Here is a 17,952-nt window from a genome sequence, read left to right as displayed (position 1 = left end):
GAACGAGAATTAAGAAACAGCTTTCCGAATTAAAGAATTTGCTTGGCGACCATAGCGTTTTGGACCCACCTGACTTCCATGCCGAACTCAGAAGTGAAACGAAATAGCGCCGATGGTAGTGTGGGGCTTCCCCATGTGAGAGTAGGACATCGCCAGGCTTTAAATTTGAAAAAGCCCACTCGAAAGAGTGGGCTTTTTTACGTTTCTGGGTTCTGAAAATTACCTAAGCACTCAGAACTCAAACATCTATCGTTAAGGTGTAATGTATTTACTCTCCGCTACTTTCCAAAAAGCCTTCACTAATGGATTCTCTAACTGATTTTTGGTACAGCAGACACCAAGTTCAAACGGCTTAATTGGTAACACTTTTAAGCGATTTATCTTCTCTCTCACCGGGCTATTGTTGATCACGACATCAGGTGCTATACCTACACCGCATCCTAGTGCAACCATACTTACGATGGCTTCATGCCCTGACGTTTGCGCGTAGATATTCGGCTTTATTTTCATTTGTTTGAGCCAAGTATTGGCTCTATCTCTTGCTGTCCCTGCTTCTGGGAGAATGAATGGAATGACTGACCAGTTTGGTCTTTCTTTTTGTAGCTCCTCCGCAAATGAACTCACGCCGACAGGAGCGATGACAGAAAGTGGTATTTCACTGATCGTTTCAAATGCGATTTTGCTTGGCATCTGCTCAGATTTGGCTGAGATGGCAATATCGGCTTCATCTGCTAGAATTTTGTCGATCGCTTGAGCCGGGTCGCCGGTTGATAGCTTAAATTCGATAAAAGGATGCTGCAGACGAAAATCAGAGATTAACTCTGGCAGGTGGCTGTAGCTTGCAGTAACCGAACAAAAGAGACGGATTTCTCCTTTCAACTCGTCCTCTGCTCCTTTTAGGTGACTTTGGTACTGCTGCCATTCGCCAAGAATTTTTAAGGCGACAGGAACCAGTTTTTTGCCTTGGCTCGTTAAATCAACACTGCGATTGTCCCGCAAAAATAATTGTTGGCTAGTTTCTTCCTCTAGCTTTTGTATTTGTCTGCTCAAGGCTGAAGGACTCACATGCATCGCTGCTGCGGTCTTAGCGAAACTTTTACTCTCACACAGATGAATAAAAAGTTGCAGGCTTTTGATATTCATTAAATCTTCATTTCCATGTTGCACAAATTGCAATAACTAATTGTGAATATATCACTTTAAGCAATTTAATGTCTGTTTTAGTATGAAGTTATTCGGTAAGGCAATTACCGACCTCAATGGAAGAATCTCAAAGGAGCACCCAGATGGCTAATTATTTCAATACCTTAAACTTGCGCGAGCAGTTGGACCAATTAGGTCGTTGTCGCTTTATGGACCGTAGCGAATTTGCTTCAGAAGCGGATTACTTAAAAGGCAAGAAAGTGGTCATCGTAGGTTGTGGTGCTCAAGGTCTTAACCAAGGTCTGAATATGCGTGACTCTGGTCTAGACGTTGCTTATGCGCTTCGCCAAGCAGCGATTGATGAGCAACGCCAGTCATTCAAAAACGCAAAAGACAACGGTTTTGAGGTAGGTAGCTACGAAACGCTAATTCCACAAGCTGACTTAGTAGTAAACCTTACTCCTGATAAGCAGCACACAAACGTTGTTGAGACGGTAATGCCGCTAATGAAAGAAGGCGCAGCACTGGGTTACTCTCACGGTTTCAACGTTGTTGAAGAAGGCATGCAAATCCGTAAAGACCTAACGGTAGTAATGGTTGCACCTAAATGTCCGGGTACGGAAGTTCGTGAAGAATACAAGCGTGGTTTCGGTGTTCCAACTCTTATCGCTGTTCACCCAGAGAACGACCCAAAAGGTGAAGGTTGGGATATCGCGAAAGCTTGGGCTGCAGCAACAGGTGGTCACCGTGCAGGCTGTCTAGAGTCTTCTTTTGTTGCTGAGGTGAAATCTGACCTAATGGGTGAGCAAACTATCCTTTGTGGCATGTTGCAGGCTGGTTCTATCGTATGTTACGAGAAGATGATTGCTGACGGTATCGAACCTGGCTACGCAGGCAAGCTTCTTCAATACGGCTGGGAAACGATCACGGAAGCTCTGAAGTTTGGTGGTATCACTCATATGATGGATCGCCTAACTAACCCTGCGAAAGTGAAAGCATTTGAGCTTTCTGAAGAGCTAAAAGAGCTGATGCGTCCGCTATACAACAAGCACATGGATGACATCATCACAGGTCACTTCTCTAGCACGATGATGGCTGACTGGGTAAACGACGATGCAAACCTACTAGGCTGGCGTGCAGAAACGGGTGAAACTGCTTTCGAAAACTACCCAGAAACTGACGTAGAAATCTCTGAGCAGGAGTACTTCGATAACGGTATCCTGATGGTTGCTATGGTTCGTGCGGGTGTTGAGCTAGCATTCGAAGCAATGACGGCATCTGGCATCATCGATGAGTCTGCTTACTACGAGTCTCTACACGAGCTGCCACTTATCGCAAACACTATCGCACGTAAGCGTTTATACGAGATGAACGTGGTTATCTCTGATACGGCTGAATATGGTAACTACCTATTTGCTAATGTAGCAACGCCGCTACTGCGTGAAAAATTCATGCCTTCTGTTAGTACAGACGTCATTGGTAAAGGTCTAGGTGAAACGTCTAACCAAGTGGATAACGCGACTCTTATCGCTGTGAATGAAACAATCCGCAACCACCCTGTAGAATATATCGGTGAAGAACTACGTGGTTATATGACAGATATGAAGCGCATCGCGGTTGGTGGCTAATTTTCTTTGCTTCAAAGTAGAGAAAATATTAAATGAACTCTGGCCAGACTGGAGTCGATAAATACAAAAACACAACATCTAATCAAAAGGCTTGGTCGCCGTTGACCAAGCCTTTTTGTTTTTAGCCGATTTATCTGCGCGCCGATAAGAAAAACGCTCCTTTGTGAGGAGCGTTTTAACACTTATTTTTCTGCAAGCTTCTCTTCAAGCTCCGCCAATTTCTGTTCCATTTCTGTTAGCTTTTGACGTGTACGTAGTAAAACTTGAGTTTGAACATCAAACTCTTCACGACTTACAACATCTAGCTTGTTTAGTTGGCCTTGGATTACTTGACGAACTTTCTGATCAACATCAGAGCCCAACTCTTTTACAGGTTGAGGCATTGAGTCGTGAATCTGTTTAGCAATTTGCTCTAATTTCTTTGGGTCAAACATAGTGGCTAAAACTCCTTTTGATTTGTCCTCATTTTAAGTAAATGATACGTGAAAGTCGCCATTTAGATGGCAAAAAAGAGAGCGGCAATAAAAAAGGTCACCGAAGTGACCTTTTTGAATGCCTTAAAAGCTTATCTGTTATCCGCTAATTCACGGTGGGCTGCTTTCGCTTCATCAACTCGTGCCAACTTCTCCAAGTCTTTGTCTTCAACAAATACTGGCAGTGGTTTGTGTTTTTCTGCTAGGTAGCTGTAAATCACAGGTAGTACGAATAGTGTGAACAATGTACCAATTGCTAGACCAGCAACGATTACGATACCGATACTGAAACGTTGCGCGGCACCTGCACCTGTTGCGTACATCAGCGGGATCAGACCTGCGATCATTGCTGCGGTTGTCATTAGGATAGGGCGAAGACGCACTTTCGCAGCCTCCATCACCGCATCAATACGAGACAGTTTATTATGTAACTGCTCTTCTTTGGCTACTTCACAGATCAAGATACCGTGCTTGGTGATCAGGCCGACCAGCGTGATCAAACCAACCTGCGAGTAGATGTTCATTGAGGCCGTACCCCACGCCAACGCGATCAAGGCACCACATATTGCTAGCGGTACAGATACCATGATGACAATAGGGTCGCGGAGTGATTCAAATTGAATCGCCAGAACGAGGAAGATGATCGCAAGTGCAAGACCAAAGGTTGCATACAAGGCACTACCTTCTGTCACAAACTGACGAGATTCGCCCATGTAATCGTGGTTATAGCCTGCAGGCAGTTTGGTTTGTGCGATGTCTTCAAACCAGTTAATTGCATCACCCATAGCAACGTTAGGCGATGGCACCGCACCTACCGTCGCGGAGTTTAGCTGGTTGAAGTGTGGCAAAGAGCGAGGCTCTGCTATCACATCAATCGTAATCAAGCTGCTTAGTGGGACGGCTTTACCATCAACAGAACGCACATAGTAGTTCTTCATCGACTCTGGGTTTAGGCGCCATTTACGTTCAACTTGAGGAATCACTTCATATGATCGGCCGTTAAGGTCGATACGGTTTACATAGCCATCTGCCATCATGGTGCTGAGAGTGATACCTATGTCTTGCATAGTCACACCGTAGGCACCCGCTTTGTCTTTATCGATCTTAATCTTCATGGTTGCTGAATCGTAGTTCAGGTCTAGATCGGAGTAGACAAACATTGGACTACTTGCAACATCGGTCAGGATATCGCTAGCGATAGTAAACAAGCTTTCGAAGCTATTTGGTGTCGTAATTACAAACTGGACAGGTAGGCCTGAGCCCGCACCAGGCAGTTCTGGCATTTGGAACGCAGTGACAGACATACCTGGGACACTTGAAACTAGGCCTCCCACACGTTTTGTGATTTCAGATTGACTTGCTTCTCGTTCACTCCATGGCTTCAATGTTGCTAGACCAAACGCTTGGTTTGAGTTCGGTACACCGTTAAATACCTGAGCGTATTCTACTTCTGGCTGATCAGAGAGAATCTTATTCACGTCATCCATGGTGTTTTGGATGTAGTCCAAGTTCGCGTTTGATGGTGCGGTACCCATCAGAACAACCACACCTTTATCTTCGGACGGCGCCAGCTCACTAGGAATAAACTTAAACAGAATCGGTAAGCTCGCAAATACAATTATCGCAAATGCAATTACAACAGGACGGTGAGCCATGACTGCTGTAAGCATTTTCTCATAGCGATTGGTCATGCCATCAAGGATATGATGAACTTTTTGCTCAAACTTGCTCGGTTTTTCGTTCGCCTTCAGCATCTTTGAACACATCATAGGTGATAGCGTTAAAGCGATGATACCGGACACAAATACCGAACCTGCTAGCGTTAAAGCGAACTCTTTGAACAACGAGCCTGTAATACCGCCCATCAACGCGATTGGTGCGTATACCGCACCTAGCGTTAATGTCATTGCAATAACTGGCACTGCAATTTCACGCGTACCAATGATTGCTGCACGGAATGGTGATTCGCCCTCTTTGATATGACGGTCCACGTTTTCTAGTACCACGATCGCGTCATCCACCACCAGACCGATGGCAAGCACCATCGCCAGTAGCGTCATCAAGTTCCAAGAGAAACCCATTGCCTGCATCACCATTGCCACACCAATCAATGAAAGTGGAATGGTCACGATAGGAATGATTACCGCGCGGAATGAACCTAGGAACAGTGTGATAACCACAAGTACGATGACCGCTGCTTCAAGAATCGTTTTGACTACTTCGTGAATTGACTCGTTGATCGCAATTGTAGAGTCGTACATCACGTTCATTTTGATGTTGCTTGGTAGGTTGCGCTCAAGTTGAGGCAACAGGTCAAGTACGTCTGCCGCGATGTTGATTGGGTTAGCGCTTGGCGCTGCGTTGATCGCCGCAACCACGGCTTCTTGACCGTTTGCACTTGCGCGATAAACGTCGTGACTCTTCTCTAGCGTTACTTTAGCGATATCACCTAGGCGGATCACATCCCCTTCACCAGTTTTCACGACCAATGCTTCAAGTTCAGCAACGTTTGATACCTGAGTATCTGCGCTACCGTTATAAAGCACGAACTCACCCGTCGCTTGACCGGTTGCAGATTGGTAGTTGTTGGCGTTAAGAATGCTCATCACATCGGTTGCGGTCAACTTCAAAGCGCCCATTTTGGCAGGATCTAGCCATACGCGCAGTGCGTACTTCATACCACCATACAGGTCAACTTTGGACACACCGTTTACGGTGAACAACTGCGGGTTGATTACACGCTCAAGGTAGTCAGTGATCTGGCTTGAAGATAACTCGTCACTCGTAAAGCCGATGTACAGTACCGCCGTTGTCGAACCTGTCGACATGGTTACGGTTGGGTCTTCGGCTTCTTTTGGTAGCTGGGAACGTACCGAGTTGGTTTTCGCCAGAATGTCAGACAACGCCGCATTTGGGTCAGTATTCAACTTCATGTTTACAGTAATGGTCGATTTACCCAGTACCGATTGCGAAGTCATGTAATCAATATTATCGGCTTGCGCTACCGCTTGCTCCAATGGCTGAGTAATAAAACCTTGGATCAAGTTGGCACTTGCACCGTAGTAACTGGTGGTCACGGTGACCACCGTATTCGTCATTTCAGGGTATTCACGAACCTGCATTTTGAACACCGCTTGCAAACCAAGCAATGCAATCAAAAAGCTGATCGATACCGCTAAAACTGGACGTTTTATAAAAACATCTGTAAAGCGCATGATGCCTCCAACTTAAAGCATTGGTGTTTCAGCAGGTGGGGTAGTTGCATCGCTTTCGACAATGCTTACTTTCGCATGGTTACTCAAACGGACTTGACCCGATGTCACTACCACATCACCTGGCTTCACGCCTTCTAGAATGTGTGCGATATCTTTAGAGCGTTCGCCAACTTTTACCACATGCTGCTTAACGCGTTTTTCGCCATCTTCTTCTGTTACGATGTAAACATTGTCGCCATACAGCGTAAATGTGATCGCGGTTTGAGGTAGAGTGACCTGATTTTCTAATTTAGGCAGAATGATGTTTGCACGCGCGAACATACCACTACGTAGTTTGCCGTCACTGTTAGGGATATCCGCTTGAACTTGAATCAAACCACTTTGTACGTTTACAGCTGGTTCAATCGCAGAAATAGACCCTTTGAAAGGTTGGTCTGGATAAGCGTCAACAAAGATATCCACTTCTTGATCGATATTGATACGTGAAATATCGGTTTGTGGCACGGTGAAGCGCAAGCGCATCACGCTGGTGTCTTCCAGGCGAACAATATCTGTACCCGCTTGTAGGTACTGACCTAGGTACACGTTACGAATACCTACTACACCATCAAATGGCGCTTTGATCTCGCGTCGGTCGATGGTCGCTTTCAAGCTTTCAATGTCCGCTTTTAAGGAGAAGTAGTTCGCTTCTGCTTCGTCATACGCTTCTTTAGAAATAGAGCCTTTTTTAAATAGCCCTTGGTAGCGTTTGTATTTCGCTTCTGCTGCTGGCAACTTGGCTTGCGAGCTCTTTAAATTCGCTTTCTCAACGTCAGAGTCAAGCAGTACTAATGGCTGACCTGCTTTGACTTGAGTGCCGGAATCAAATGCGATTTTGTCGATAACACCACTGGTTTCGTTTGCGACCGTCACACCTTGGTTTGGTTCGATAAAACCGATAGCCTCGATCACTGGTACCCAATCAACCGCTTGTACTTCCGTCACGGTTACTGGGAACTCAGGTTCAGGACGGTTTGCCATGTATTCAGCAATCTTTTGTTGCTTAAATAAGTTGAAACCTATCACGCTGCCGAACAATAGAACGGCGATAAGTAACATAAAGAAAGTCCACTTTTTCATTCTATTAAGAACTCCAAGTTAGTGTTTAATAATTGCATCCCAACTGGCTTCAATAGCAGCTTCTAATGCCGCCTTATCCAGTTGATAAAATCCCAAAGCGTGTTTCCTAGCAAGTGCAACACTTGCCTCAAAACTCAATCCAGAAAGCACTTCGTTATCGAGAGGCTTGAATACGCCCTCTTCTTTCCCCTGATTAAAAAGAAGATCTACTTGGGCAAACATTTGTCTTTCAAGTTCCCGAGCTTTGCTACTATTTGAACAGGGTAGAGACTCATATTGAACTCGATTGCTGAGCGCATTTAAATTCGAGCTCGCTAGATTCCAAATATTGAGCCACATGGTTCGATATCGCTGTTTTAAAGGCATCTCTTCACTCACGCCCAGTTGCACAGCCGTAGCGACGCGCTTTGCTACGTTAAGGCGTAACTCCTCCAAAAGATGTTCTTTATCTGAGAAATAACGATAAATCGTTCCTGCTGCGACACCTGCTTCATTGGCGAGCTTTTGCATGGAAAGCCCTTGAAAGCCAGATTCAGCAATGAGTTGCTCTGCAGCGACTAAGATTTGTTCTCGCTTATCTACAGCAGGGTTATCCTTCATAATCCTACCACCAGTGAATGAACGTTCATTCATTATAGCTCAAATACCCGCCTTTTATGCAACAGAATGTTGCGCTTGTTGGTATGAAAATTACAAGAAATCAGCGTAGCTTTCACGAGGCCACCCCTTTATCATAGGCGCCACATTTATCACCCGCAGAGAATTTCTATGAAGCTGAACCCTAGTCAAGATGAAGCCGTGAAATACGTGTCTGGTCCATGCCTAGTGCTAGCTGGTGCTGGCTCGGGCAAAACTCGTGTTATTACCAATAAAATCGCTTATCTGGTTCAGCAATGTGGCTACAAAGCGCGTAATATTGCAGCGGTGACGTTTACCAACAAAGCGGCGCGTGAGATGAAAGAACGTGTCGGCCAAACGTTGGGGAAAGCCGAGTCTAAAGGTTTGATGGTATCAACGTTCCACACCTTGGGATTAAACATCATCAAACGCGAATACAAGCATTTAGGGTTGAAAGCGGGCTTTTCACTGTTTGATGACCAAGACCAACTGGCGCTACTCAAGGAACTTACCGAAAAGCAGCTTGATGGTGATAAAGATCTGCTACGTCAGCTTCTGAGTTGTATTTCCAATTGGAAAAACGACATGTTGACGCCAGAGCAAGCCAAAGCGCGTGCGCAAGGTGAGCAGCAGCAATTGTTTGCGTTCTGCTTTGATATGTACCAAAAGCAAATGAAAGCCTATAACGCGCTCGATTTTGATGACCTAATTTTGATGCCCGTTTTACTTTTGCGCAATCATGAAGACGTTCGTCAACGTTGGCAGAACCGCATCCGTTATCTACTGGTTGATGAGTACCAAGATACCAACACGAGTCAATATGAGTTGGTGAAATTAATCGTCGGTGAACGTGGGCGATTGACGGTCGTAGGAGATGATGACCAGTCCATTTATTCATGGCGTGGTGCGAAGCCTCAGAACCTAGTCTTGCTGGGGGAAGATTACCCGAATTTGCGATTGATTAAGTTGGAGCAAAACTACCGCTCAACGAGTCGAATCCTGCGTGCGGCCAACATTTTGATAGCCAACAACCCTCACGTCTATGAGAAGTCCTTATTTTCAGAAATTCCTGACGGTGAAAAACTCAAAGTGTTGTTGGCTAAAAATGAAGAGCATGAGGCTGAGCGTGTCACGGGGGAGTTGATTGCACACAAATTCTTGAATCGAACCGACTATCGTGATTACGCAATTTTGTACCGTGGTAACCACCAATCGCGCTTAATTGAAAAATCTCTGATGCAAAACCGTGTGCCGTATAAAATTTCTGGCGGCACCTCGTTTTTTGCACGAGCAGAAATTAAAGACATCATGGCGTATTTGCGTGTTTTGGTTAACCCAGATGACGACAATGCATTCTTACGTATTGTGAATACACCACGACGTGAAATTGGCCCAGTAACGTTAGAAAAGCTAGGCAGTTATGCCAATATGCGTGGGAAGAGCCTGTTTGAGTCGAGTTTTGAAATAGGGCTCGAACAGCACTTAACGGGACGCGGCCTGGAAAACTTACGTCGTTTCACCCAATGGTTAGTGGCGATTGCTGACCAAGCTGAGCGTGGTCATACCGTCGAAGCGGTTCGTTCGCTAGTTCGTGATATCCATTATGAAGATTGGCTATACGAAACTTCAGCAAGCCCGAAAGCCGCTGAAATGCGAATGAAGAACGTTTCTGAACTTTACTCGTGGATAGTGGCGGACCTAGAAGGTGACAACTACGATCAAGAAGAGAAAACGTTAAAAGAAGTCGTTCAGCGTTTGACCTTGCGTGACATGATGGAACGTGGCGAAGAAGATGAAGACAGCGATGCAGTACAACTGATGACGCTGCACGCATCAAAAGGCCTTGAGTTTCCATATGTATACTTAATTGGGTCTGAAGAAGGTATTTTACCGCACCAAACCAGTATTGATGAAGACAACGTCGAAGAAGAGCGTCGTCTGATGTATGTTGGCATTACCCGTGCGCAGCGTGAACTGACTTTCACTATGTGCAAAGAGCGTCGACAGTTCGGCGAGTTGATCAAACCGACTCAAAGCCGCTTTTTGGATGAGCTGCCATTTGATGACGTTGAATGGGAAGTGAATAAAAAGCCAGTATCAGCAGAAGAGCGTATGGCGAAAGGTCAGGCACACATTGCCAATATTCGAGCAATGTTTAAGAAGTAGAGTAACCTTGTGTTCACTGACTAAAAACAAAAAGGCTTGCCAGTTGGCAAGCCTTTTTCGTTGATGTCTTTACTTATAGACCTTCAATCATGTGGTCGATTGCTGCGATGATTTCATCGTCAGAACAGTCCATACAGGTTCCTTTGGCAGGCATCGCATTGAAGCCTTCTAACGCGTGCTTCACTAACGTCTCTTTGCCTTGTGCAATACGCGGTGCCCAGTCATCGGCATTACCCGTTTTAGGTGCGCCGTTTACACCAGATGCGTGACAAGCAATACAAAAAGTACCATAAACTGTGGCGCCATCACGTGGACCGGTTGGTTCTTCTTTCACTGGCTCAGAACCCGCTAGATAAACATCACCGACAGGTTGGATGCGTTCTGCGATCGCATCGTATTCAGTTTGGCTGATGTCAGAAGCTAAAGCTGCCGTAGAAAATGTTAAGGCAGCGAACAAAACGCTAATCATTTGTCGAGACATATCCATTAAACCCACTTCACATTCCCGAGGTAAGTGACTTACCTATTTATATAGTTAGAGTATTAATGCCGAGCAGAGAAATCACTAAATTCCACTGAATGGCATAGAATGATTAGACAACTTGGTTGCAGCTGTTAAATCAATGTAAATAATGGGTGATTATATCCCGATAACTTGTTGCAATAAACAACAAGTTATCCATGACAGGGCGTGAATCACATCAAAAATTCAGTTTAAAGGAAGATAACTGTCGAAAAAGAGACCAAACGATAAAAAAAGTAAAAAAAGTACTAGACGGCATAGTGTGATATCCGTATTATTCCACTCCGCCGATAGGGCATGCGCCCGTAGCTCAGTTGGATAGAGCGTTGGCCTCCGGAGCCAAAGGTCGAAGGTTCGAATCCTTTCGGGCGTACCATTGCCTCGGAGGATACATCGGTAAAAAATCAGTGGTGGCTATAGCTCAGTTGGTAGAGCCCCGGATTGTGATTCCGGTTGTCGCGAGTTCAAGTCTCGTTAGCCACCCCATTCTTTCTTTTTTAGATTGAATGCGGTAGCATTGCTTCCAATCTTGATTAAATCAAGATAAAACATCGTCGGTGAATAGCGCAGTTTGGTAGCGCATCTGGTTTGGGACCAGAGGGTCGGGGGTTCGAATCCCTCTTCACCGACCACCATTTAGTTTATGGCTGAGATAGCGGTAAACATGACAATTTGATGGTGGCTATAGCTCAGTTGGTAGAGCCCCGGATTGTGATTCCGGTTGTCGCGAGTTCAAGTCTCGTTAGCCACCCCATTCTTTATTTAAAGAATATATGCTCGGTGAATAGCGCAGTTTGGTAGCGCATCTGGTTTGGGACCAGAGGGTCGGGGGTTCGAATCCCTCTTCACCGACCACTATTAGAAAGCCTGCTTTTTAGCAGGCTTTCGTCGTTTTAGAGTTTATGATCTCGCTTGGACTGTATTAGTCGGTAATGTATCAATGGATTTGAACCCAAGTGGGGTTCGCCTGAAGTTAGAATTCGGCTCTTCACCGACCGCTATTTAGAGCCCCAGTCGAAAGACTGGGGCTTTTTTGCATCTATCCTCTTAAAAGCATCTGCATTCGATTTCAATTTCACCAAAAGTGTACAGCTCTAGGGGCTTTTGACCACCTATGATCCAAATGCTTTTCGAGCTGACAAAATAAACCCCAGAACGACGTCTGGGGTTTTGTGTTTTTCTAATCCGCTACTTTTATTGGGCGAGTGTTTTAAGGATTTCTCTCAGCTCTACCGTTTCTTGGATTTCAAAATTTGGCGTTATATCTGTTGAGTTACTTGCGCCTGTCGCATTTACCCACACACTCAAAATGCCCATATTGTTAGCGCCTGCTATATCTGCTGGTAAAGAGTCGCCAATGTGTAGGGCTTCTTCTGGTTTTACTTCGACCAAGTCGAGCGCTTTTTGAAAAATGCTCGCAGCGGGCTTTTCCTCAGGCTCTTCTCCCCCCACAATAATATGGTCCACCCAGTCGCTCATCTGTGTCGCGTTGAGTTTTGGGTGTTGAGAAAAAATCGGGCCGTTAGTGATCACGACGAGTTTATAATGCTGACGAAGGTCGCTGAGCATTTCTTTTACACCAGGGAAGAAAGTGAACGCGCCCATACGTGCAGAGTCAAAGTAGTCTTGAGCCTGTTGAGCCTCTTCGGCATTAATGCTGACTCCGTGCTCCGCCAATATGCTTTGGATCAGTCCACAACGGAACGCGTTTTCATCAGGTAGCAGAGCCACAAGGTGAGGGAATTCCGCATTCAGCTTCTTGTACACACCCTGTAAGTAGCGCTGTAAAAAAGCTTGTGGTTCGGTAACTTGCGGGTAGGTCTTATGAATCCAAGTCGTAAACTTTTGTCCTGCAACTTTATCGGCTTGTGACGTCGCACATAAAGTCTCGTCCATATCAAAAAAAATCGCTTTAAGCACAGGGGCTCCTTTCATTTACAGCTTGGCTCTAACATTGATTATCTATTATCCCACTCTGAATTGTTCCGTAAAGGGTTAAAACCGACGTGTTTCACCTACAATGGGAGATTGATGGTAACCGCACTTTCTTTTGTTTAGTCAACAAACCGCTTAAGCGGCGCATAATCGTCGTCGACAGAGGATTTGTGTGGTTTTGCTGTTGTGTTCACGTTTTAGCCTATCCTTTCTCTTTCTAAGTTTGGCTTTTTATATTTGCCGACTATTTTATTAATAGTTTTTTATGTTGAAAAATTGCTTTTCGCATACGATATTGTTTGTTAAATGTTAATAATTACACATGAATAGTATGGTTAATGGTCCCGGTTGGCTCGTGCTTATTTTTAGAGCATTTTTCTAGTTTTATTGGTGCATGGCGCACAAAAATAGTGTGATATGAAAATGGTTAAATACTTGTTAATGCATTTTTATTCGCTCATTGTGCGTTTATTTAATGTTTTCTCGGCGGAATATACTTTAATTGTTGCTTTTTTGTGTGATTTTTGCCAAATTGTTTCCGCATTAAGATTTCAGAGTATTATTCTGAATTTGAACGGATTCATTCAGGTGATGAATGGTGCCTTTGGCGCGATTCGATACCACAGACAAGGCAGTAGAGGTCTGAAATGTCACTATTAGAAGTGAAAAACCTTCGTATTGAATACCCATCCCGACACGGCGTTCACGCTGCCGTGAAGTCACTTTCTTTTCATATTGAACGTGGTGAAATCGTGGGTGTTGTTGGCGAATCAGGTGCGGGTAAATCCACCGTTGGTAACGCCGTTATTGATTTGCTTAGCCCTCCAGGTCGCGTTGCTAGCGGCGATGTTTTCTTGGATGGAGAAAAAATTTCTGGTTTATCACCAGAAGCGATGCGTAAGGTTCGCGGATCGAAGATTGGTTTTATTTTCCAAGATCCAATGACCTCACTTAACCCACTTTTTACGGTTGAGCAGCAGCTGAAAGAGACGATCCACGCCAACATGAAAGTCTCTGATGAAGAGGCGTATCAGCGTGCGCTTTCTCTGATGCAGCAAGTTGGCATCCCGCAGCCAGAAAACCGCTTAAAACAATACCCACACCAATTCTCTGGTGGTATGCGTCAGCGTGTCGTCATTGCGATTGCTTTGGCAGGTGAGCCAGATCTGATCATCGCCGATGAGCCAACCACGGCACTGGACGTATCAATCCAAGACCAAATCCTCAACTTGATCCGAGAATTGTGTATCAAGAATAATGTCGGCTGTATGCTGGTTACTCACGATATGGGTGTGGTCTCCAACGTCACCGACCGCGTCGCGGTAATGTATCGTGGTGACTTGGTGGAGTTTGGGCCAACAGCCAAAGTGTTGGGCGATCCTGATCACTCCTACACTCGCAGCCTAATTTCAGCCGTTCCACGTTCAGATAGAAAGCTAGATCGCTTCCCTTTGGTCAGCTACATCGAAGAAGCGGCAGAAATGGAGCCTCTCGACATTAAGAATCACTGGCTAGGACAAAGCCAGGATGAGCGCGAGTACACAGGCCCGCTTTTAGACGTGAAGAACGTTAATCAACGTTTTGTCACCAAAGACTCTTTATTTGAAAGCCGTCGCGAATACGTGCAGGCATCCAATAATGTGAGCTTTGAAGTGCATGAAGGCGAAACCTTTGGTTTAGTGGGTGAGTCTGGCTCTGGTAAATCAACCATTGCGCGAGTTATTGCTGGTTTATATCAACCTAACTCTGGTCAGGTGAAGTTTGAGGGTATTGACCTGACAGCTTTAACCTCTGAGAAAGAACGCCGCCCAATGCGTCGTCAAATGCAGATGGTGTTCCAAAACCCGTATACCTCAATGAACCCTCGTATGAAGGTATTCGATATTATTGCTGAGCCAATCCGTTTTCATAAACTGACGAAAAACGAGTCGGAAACTCGCCAAATCGTGAATGACCTTCTCGATCATGTTGGTTTGGGTCGCATGGCTGGGCTTAAGTACCCTCATGAATTCTCCGGTGGTCAGCGTCAGCGTATTTCTATTGCGCGTGCGTTGGCGACTCGTCCTCGACTTTTGATTTGTGATGAACCGACCTCAGCACTGGACGTATCGGTACAGGCACAAATTCTAAACTTGCTGAAAGATCTGCAAAGTGAGCTGAACTTGACTATGTTGTTTATCAGCCACGATTTACCTGTTATTCGCCAGATGTGTGACCGAGTAGGTGTGATGCAAATGGGTACACTGTTAGAAGTGGCACCAACAGAACAGTTATTCACGGCACCTCAACACGAATACAGCAAAAAATTGATTTCTCTGATGCCTGAATTTACAGGCTTACGAGAAGAGATCGAAACGGCATAAACCAAGCACCTCGCTTGGCTAACCTTTAGTCATAACAAAGACGCAAACACAACAACAAGGGATCCGTATCCCCGCATGAAGGAGTTATGCAAATGAAAACCATGAAAAGCAAATTAGCAGTGGCGCTAATGGCGGCGGGCCTAAGCTTTAATGCACTGGCAGCAGATATCAAAGTTGGCTACGCAGCTGACCCAGTATCGCTTGACCCACATGAGCAGCTATCAGGTGGCACACTGCAAATGTCACACATGGTATTTGATCCGTTAGTTCGCTTTACTCAAAAAATGGATTTCGAACCTCGCCTAGCGGAAAGTTGGGAACGCATTAACGATACTACTGTTCGTTTCAAACTGCGTGAAGGTGTGAAATTCCACTCTGGTAATACCCTAACGGCTGACGACGTTGTATGGACGTTTGAGCGTCTACAAAGTTCTCCTGATTTTAAAAACATTTTCGACCCGTACGAGAAAATCGTCAAAGTGGACGACAACACGTTCGATCTTGTAACCAAAGGTCCTTACCCACTAGTGCTGCAAACTGCAACGTACATTTTCCCTATGGATAGCAAGTTCTACACGGGTAAAACCGCAGACGGCAAAGACAAGTCTGAACTAGTGAAGCACGGTAACTCATTCGCATCGACTAACGTTTCTGGCACGGGTCCGTTCATCGTGACATCACGTGAGCAGGGCGTAAAAGTGGAATTTGAACGCTTTACAGATTACTGGGACAAAGAGTCGAAAGGTAACGTTGATAAGCTAACGCTTGTTCCAATCAAAGAAGATGCGACTCGTGTAGCTGCGCTACTTTCTGGCGGCGTTGACATGATTCACCCGGTAGCACCAAACGATCACAAACGTGTGAAAGACGCAGACGGCATCGATCTAGTAACGCTACCAGGTACTCGTATCATCACGTTCCAACTAAACCAAAACAGCAACGAAGCACTGAAAGACGTTCGCGTTCGCCAAGCGATTGTTCACGCAATCAACAACGAAGGCATCGTGAAGAAAATCATGAAAGGCTTCGCGACAGCAGCTGGCCAGCAGAGTCCAACTGGCTACGTTGGTCACGATGACAAGCTAGTACCTCGCTACGATCTGAAGAAAGCAAAACAACTGATGAAAGAAGCGGGTTACGAGAACGGCCTGACGCTAACTATGATTGCGCCAAACAACCGCTACGTAAACGATGCGAAAGTAGCGCAAGCGGCGGCGGCAATGTTGTCTAAGATTGGCATCAAGGTTGATCTGAAAACTATGCCAAAAGCGCAATACTGGCCTGAGTTTGATAAGTGTGCGGCAGACATGCTGATGATTGGTTGGCACTCGGATACAGAGGACTCGGCAAACTTCAACGAGTTCCTAACCATGACTCGTAACGAAGAAACCGGTCGTGGTCAGTACAACTGTGGTCACTACTCAAACCCAGAAATGGACAAAGTGGTTGAAGCTGCAAACGTAGAGACGGACCCTGCGAAACGTGCAGCAATGCTGAAAGGTGTCGAAGCGACGCTATACAACGATGCTGCATTCGTACCGCTACACTGGCAAAGTGAAGCGTGGGGTGCGAAGTCTAACGTGAAAGCCGCAGACATCGTGAACCCAATGGTAATGCCTTACTTTGGCGACCTAGTTGTCGAGTAATCATACTTAGTCATGACAGAGAGGGGCGCCAGTCCTTCTCTGTTTTCGACACTTGGCTCGGTTTATTTCAGTCGGATTGAGCCAGTTTTACAGACTGAATTTTCTCTCTAAGTTTAGAGATCTATGGATAGTTAAGGGGCAAGGAATGTTTTCGTTTCTGGTCAAGCGCCTGTTTCAGGCACTGATAGTGATGTTTGTGATCAGTTTGGTGGCGTTTGCCATTCAGGACAACCTGGGTGATCCGCTGCGTGAGCTTGTAGGTCAGTCGGTTTCGGAGTCGGAGCGCCAAGCGCTACGTGACGAATTGGGCCTGAACGATCCCTTTATCACAAAGTACACGCGCTTTGTGGGTAATGCACTGCAAGGTGATTTGGGTACATCATACTTTTTCAAGCGACCTGCGGTTGAGGTGATCCTCGATAAGCTGGTGGCAACATTAGAGCTCGTGTTTGGCGCGACGCTCATCATTATCGTTTTCTCTATACCACTCGGGGTGTATTCCGCGATTCACCCGAAGAGTGTCTTTACCAAATTTGTTATGGCGATGAGTAGTGTCGGCATCTCGATTCCGGTGTTCCTAACCGCAATCATGCTTATGTACGTTTTCTCCATCGAACTTGGCTGGCTGCCTTCCTACGGGCGAGGTGAAACCGCTAACGTGCTCGGTTGGGAATCTGGCTTCTTTACCATCGATGGTATTAAGCACCTTATCCTGCCGTGTATTGCGCTAGCGTCTATCATGCTGCCGTTGTTCATCCGTCTGGTACGTTCAGAAATGCTGGAAGTACTGAGCTCGGAATACATTAAGTTCGCCAAAGCAAAAGGTTTGAACTTACAAAAAATTTACTACCAACATGCACTTAAGAACACCATGCTGCCAGTACTGACGGTAGGTGGCGTGCAGATTGGTACCATGGTGGCTTACACCATCCTAACCGAAACCGTATTCCAGTGGCCGGGTACAGGCTTTCTTTTCCTAGAAGCAATCAACCGTGTCGATACACCGTTGATCACAGCTTACGTTATCTTTGTTGGTCTGATTTTCGTGGTAACCAATACCATCGTTGATTTGCTGTACGGCATCATCAACCCAACTGTGAACTTAACTGGAAAAGGAGCTTAA

12 protein-coding genes, 5 tRNA genes and 1 rRNA gene are annotated in these 17,952 nt (G+C 45.6%); 11 read left to right on the top strand and 7 right to left on the bottom strand.

All coding sequences use genetic code 11. The features are described 5' to 3' along the window. Positions 1-41 precede the first annotated feature (41 nt). A 5S ribosomal RNA gene (gene rrf, locus NDJ01_RS18385) occupies positions 42-158 on the top strand. 94 nt (positions 159-252) lie between these two features. On the opposite strand, the gene ilvY is transcribed toward rrf, so the two are convergent. After that, positions 253-1,143 carry an HTH-type transcriptional activator IlvY gene (ilvY, locus tag NDJ01_RS18380; RefSeq protein WP_134647525.1) on the bottom strand — a complete coding sequence of 297 codons (891 nt, stop codon included), beginning with the start codon at positions 1,141-1,143 and terminating at the stop codon, positions 253-255. 143 nt (positions 1,144-1,286) lie between these two features. Here ilvY and ilvC point away from each other — a divergent pair, with 143 nt between their 5' ends. Continuing rightward, the gene (gene ilvC / locus NDJ01_RS18375; protein WP_139060105.1) at positions 1,287-2,771 is read left to right on the top strand and encodes a ketol-acid reductoisomerase; all 1,485 of its coding nucleotides are present in this window, start codon (positions 1,287-1,289) and stop codon (positions 2,769-2,771) included. Between the two features lie 182 nt (positions 2,772-2,953). Here the strand turns inward: ilvC and NDJ01_RS18370 are convergent, their stop codons facing one another. The 4 genes from NDJ01_RS18370 to NDJ01_RS18355 form a co-directional block, all read right to left on the bottom strand. Further along, positions 2,954-3,205, bottom strand: a complete 252-nt coding sequence (locus NDJ01_RS18370) for a ubiquinone biosynthesis accessory factor UbiK (RefSeq protein ID WP_005398178.1) — start codon at positions 3,203-3,205, stop codon at positions 2,954-2,956. Positions 3,206-3,336: 131 nt separating this feature from the next. Further along, a complete protein-coding gene (gene vmeD, locus NDJ01_RS18365; protein WP_258587112.1) occupies positions 3,337-6,459 on the bottom strand; it encodes a multidrug efflux RND transporter permease subunit VmeD in 3,123 nt (1,040 codons plus the stop codon). Between the two features lie 12 nt (positions 6,460-6,471). After that, positions 6,472-7,578, bottom strand: coding sequence for a multidrug efflux RND transporter periplasmic adaptor subunit VmeC (gene vmeC, locus NDJ01_RS18360; protein WP_005398173.1), 1,107 nt, complete (start codon positions 7,576-7,578; stop codon positions 6,472-6,474). Between the two features lie 18 nt (positions 7,579-7,596). After that, the gene (locus tag NDJ01_RS18355; protein WP_005398171.1) at positions 7,597-8,178 is read right to left on the bottom strand and encodes a TetR/AcrR family transcriptional regulator; all 582 of its coding nucleotides are present in this window, start codon (positions 8,176-8,178) and stop codon (positions 7,597-7,599) included. A gap of 168 nt (positions 8,179-8,346) precedes the next feature. On the opposite strand from NDJ01_RS18355, the gene rep reads away from it, so the two are divergent. Continuing rightward, the gene (gene rep, locus NDJ01_RS18350) at positions 8,347-10,362 is read left to right on the top strand and encodes a DNA helicase Rep (protein WP_258587111.1); all 2,016 of its coding nucleotides are present in this window, start codon (positions 8,347-8,349) and stop codon (positions 10,360-10,362) included. A gap of 73 nt (positions 10,363-10,435) precedes the next feature. On the opposite strand, the gene NDJ01_RS18345 is transcribed toward rep, so the two are convergent. Continuing rightward, positions 10,436-10,849: a cytochrome c5 family protein gene (locus NDJ01_RS18345; protein WP_012841248.1), complete on the bottom strand. Its 414-nt coding sequence runs from the start codon at positions 10,847-10,849 to the stop codon at positions 10,436-10,438. A 335-nt stretch (positions 10,850-11,184) separates the two neighbouring features. Here NDJ01_RS18345 and NDJ01_RS18340 point away from each other — a divergent pair. From NDJ01_RS18340 to NDJ01_RS18320, 5 genes are all read left to right on the top strand, one after another. Then, a tRNA-Arg gene (locus tag NDJ01_RS18340) sits at positions 11,185-11,261 on the top strand. Between the two features lie 34 nt (positions 11,262-11,295). Then, a tRNA-His gene (locus tag NDJ01_RS18335) sits at positions 11,296-11,371 on the top strand. 69 nt (positions 11,372-11,440) lie between these two features. Next, positions 11,441-11,517 (top strand) — tRNA-Pro (locus tag NDJ01_RS18330). A gap of 46 nt (positions 11,518-11,563) precedes the next feature. Next, a tRNA-His gene (locus NDJ01_RS18325) sits at positions 11,564-11,639 on the top strand. A 24-nt stretch (positions 11,640-11,663) separates the two neighbouring features. After that, a tRNA-Pro gene (locus NDJ01_RS18320) sits at positions 11,664-11,740 on the top strand. A gap of 339 nt (positions 11,741-12,079) precedes the next feature. Here NDJ01_RS18320 and NDJ01_RS18315 read toward each other — a convergent pair. Next, on the bottom strand, positions 12,080-12,805 hold the full coding sequence (locus tag NDJ01_RS18315) for an HAD family hydrolase (RefSeq protein WP_258587110.1): 726 nt from the start codon (positions 12,803-12,805) through the stop codon (positions 12,080-12,082). A gap of 662 nt (positions 12,806-13,467) precedes the next feature. Between NDJ01_RS18315 and NDJ01_RS18310 the strand changes: the two genes are divergently transcribed. The 3 genes from NDJ01_RS18310 to NDJ01_RS18300 all read left to right on the top strand — a co-directional run bounded on the left by NDJ01_RS18310 (position 13,468) and on the right by NDJ01_RS18300 (position 17,952). Then, on the top strand, positions 13,468-15,183 hold the full coding sequence (locus tag NDJ01_RS18310) for an ABC transporter ATP-binding protein (protein WP_258587109.1): 1,716 nt from the start codon (positions 13,468-13,470) through the stop codon (positions 15,181-15,183). A 92-nt stretch (positions 15,184-15,275) separates the two neighbouring features. Beyond that, a complete protein-coding gene (locus NDJ01_RS18305) occupies positions 15,276-16,829 on the top strand; it encodes an ABC transporter substrate-binding protein (RefSeq protein WP_104971109.1) in 1,554 nt (517 codons plus the stop codon). Positions 16,830-16,974: 145 nt separating this feature from the next. Next, on the top strand, positions 16,975-17,952 hold the full coding sequence (locus NDJ01_RS18300; RefSeq protein WP_031780394.1) for an ABC transporter permease: 978 nt from the start codon (positions 16,975-16,977) through the stop codon (positions 17,950-17,952).

The organism is Vibrio sp. HS-50-1, from assembly GCF_024747315.1.
Lineage (GTDB): Bacteria > Pseudomonadota > Gammaproteobacteria > Enterobacterales > Vibrionaceae > Vibrio > Vibrio diabolicus.
This window is presented reverse-complemented; position numbering and strand designations above follow the sequence as displayed.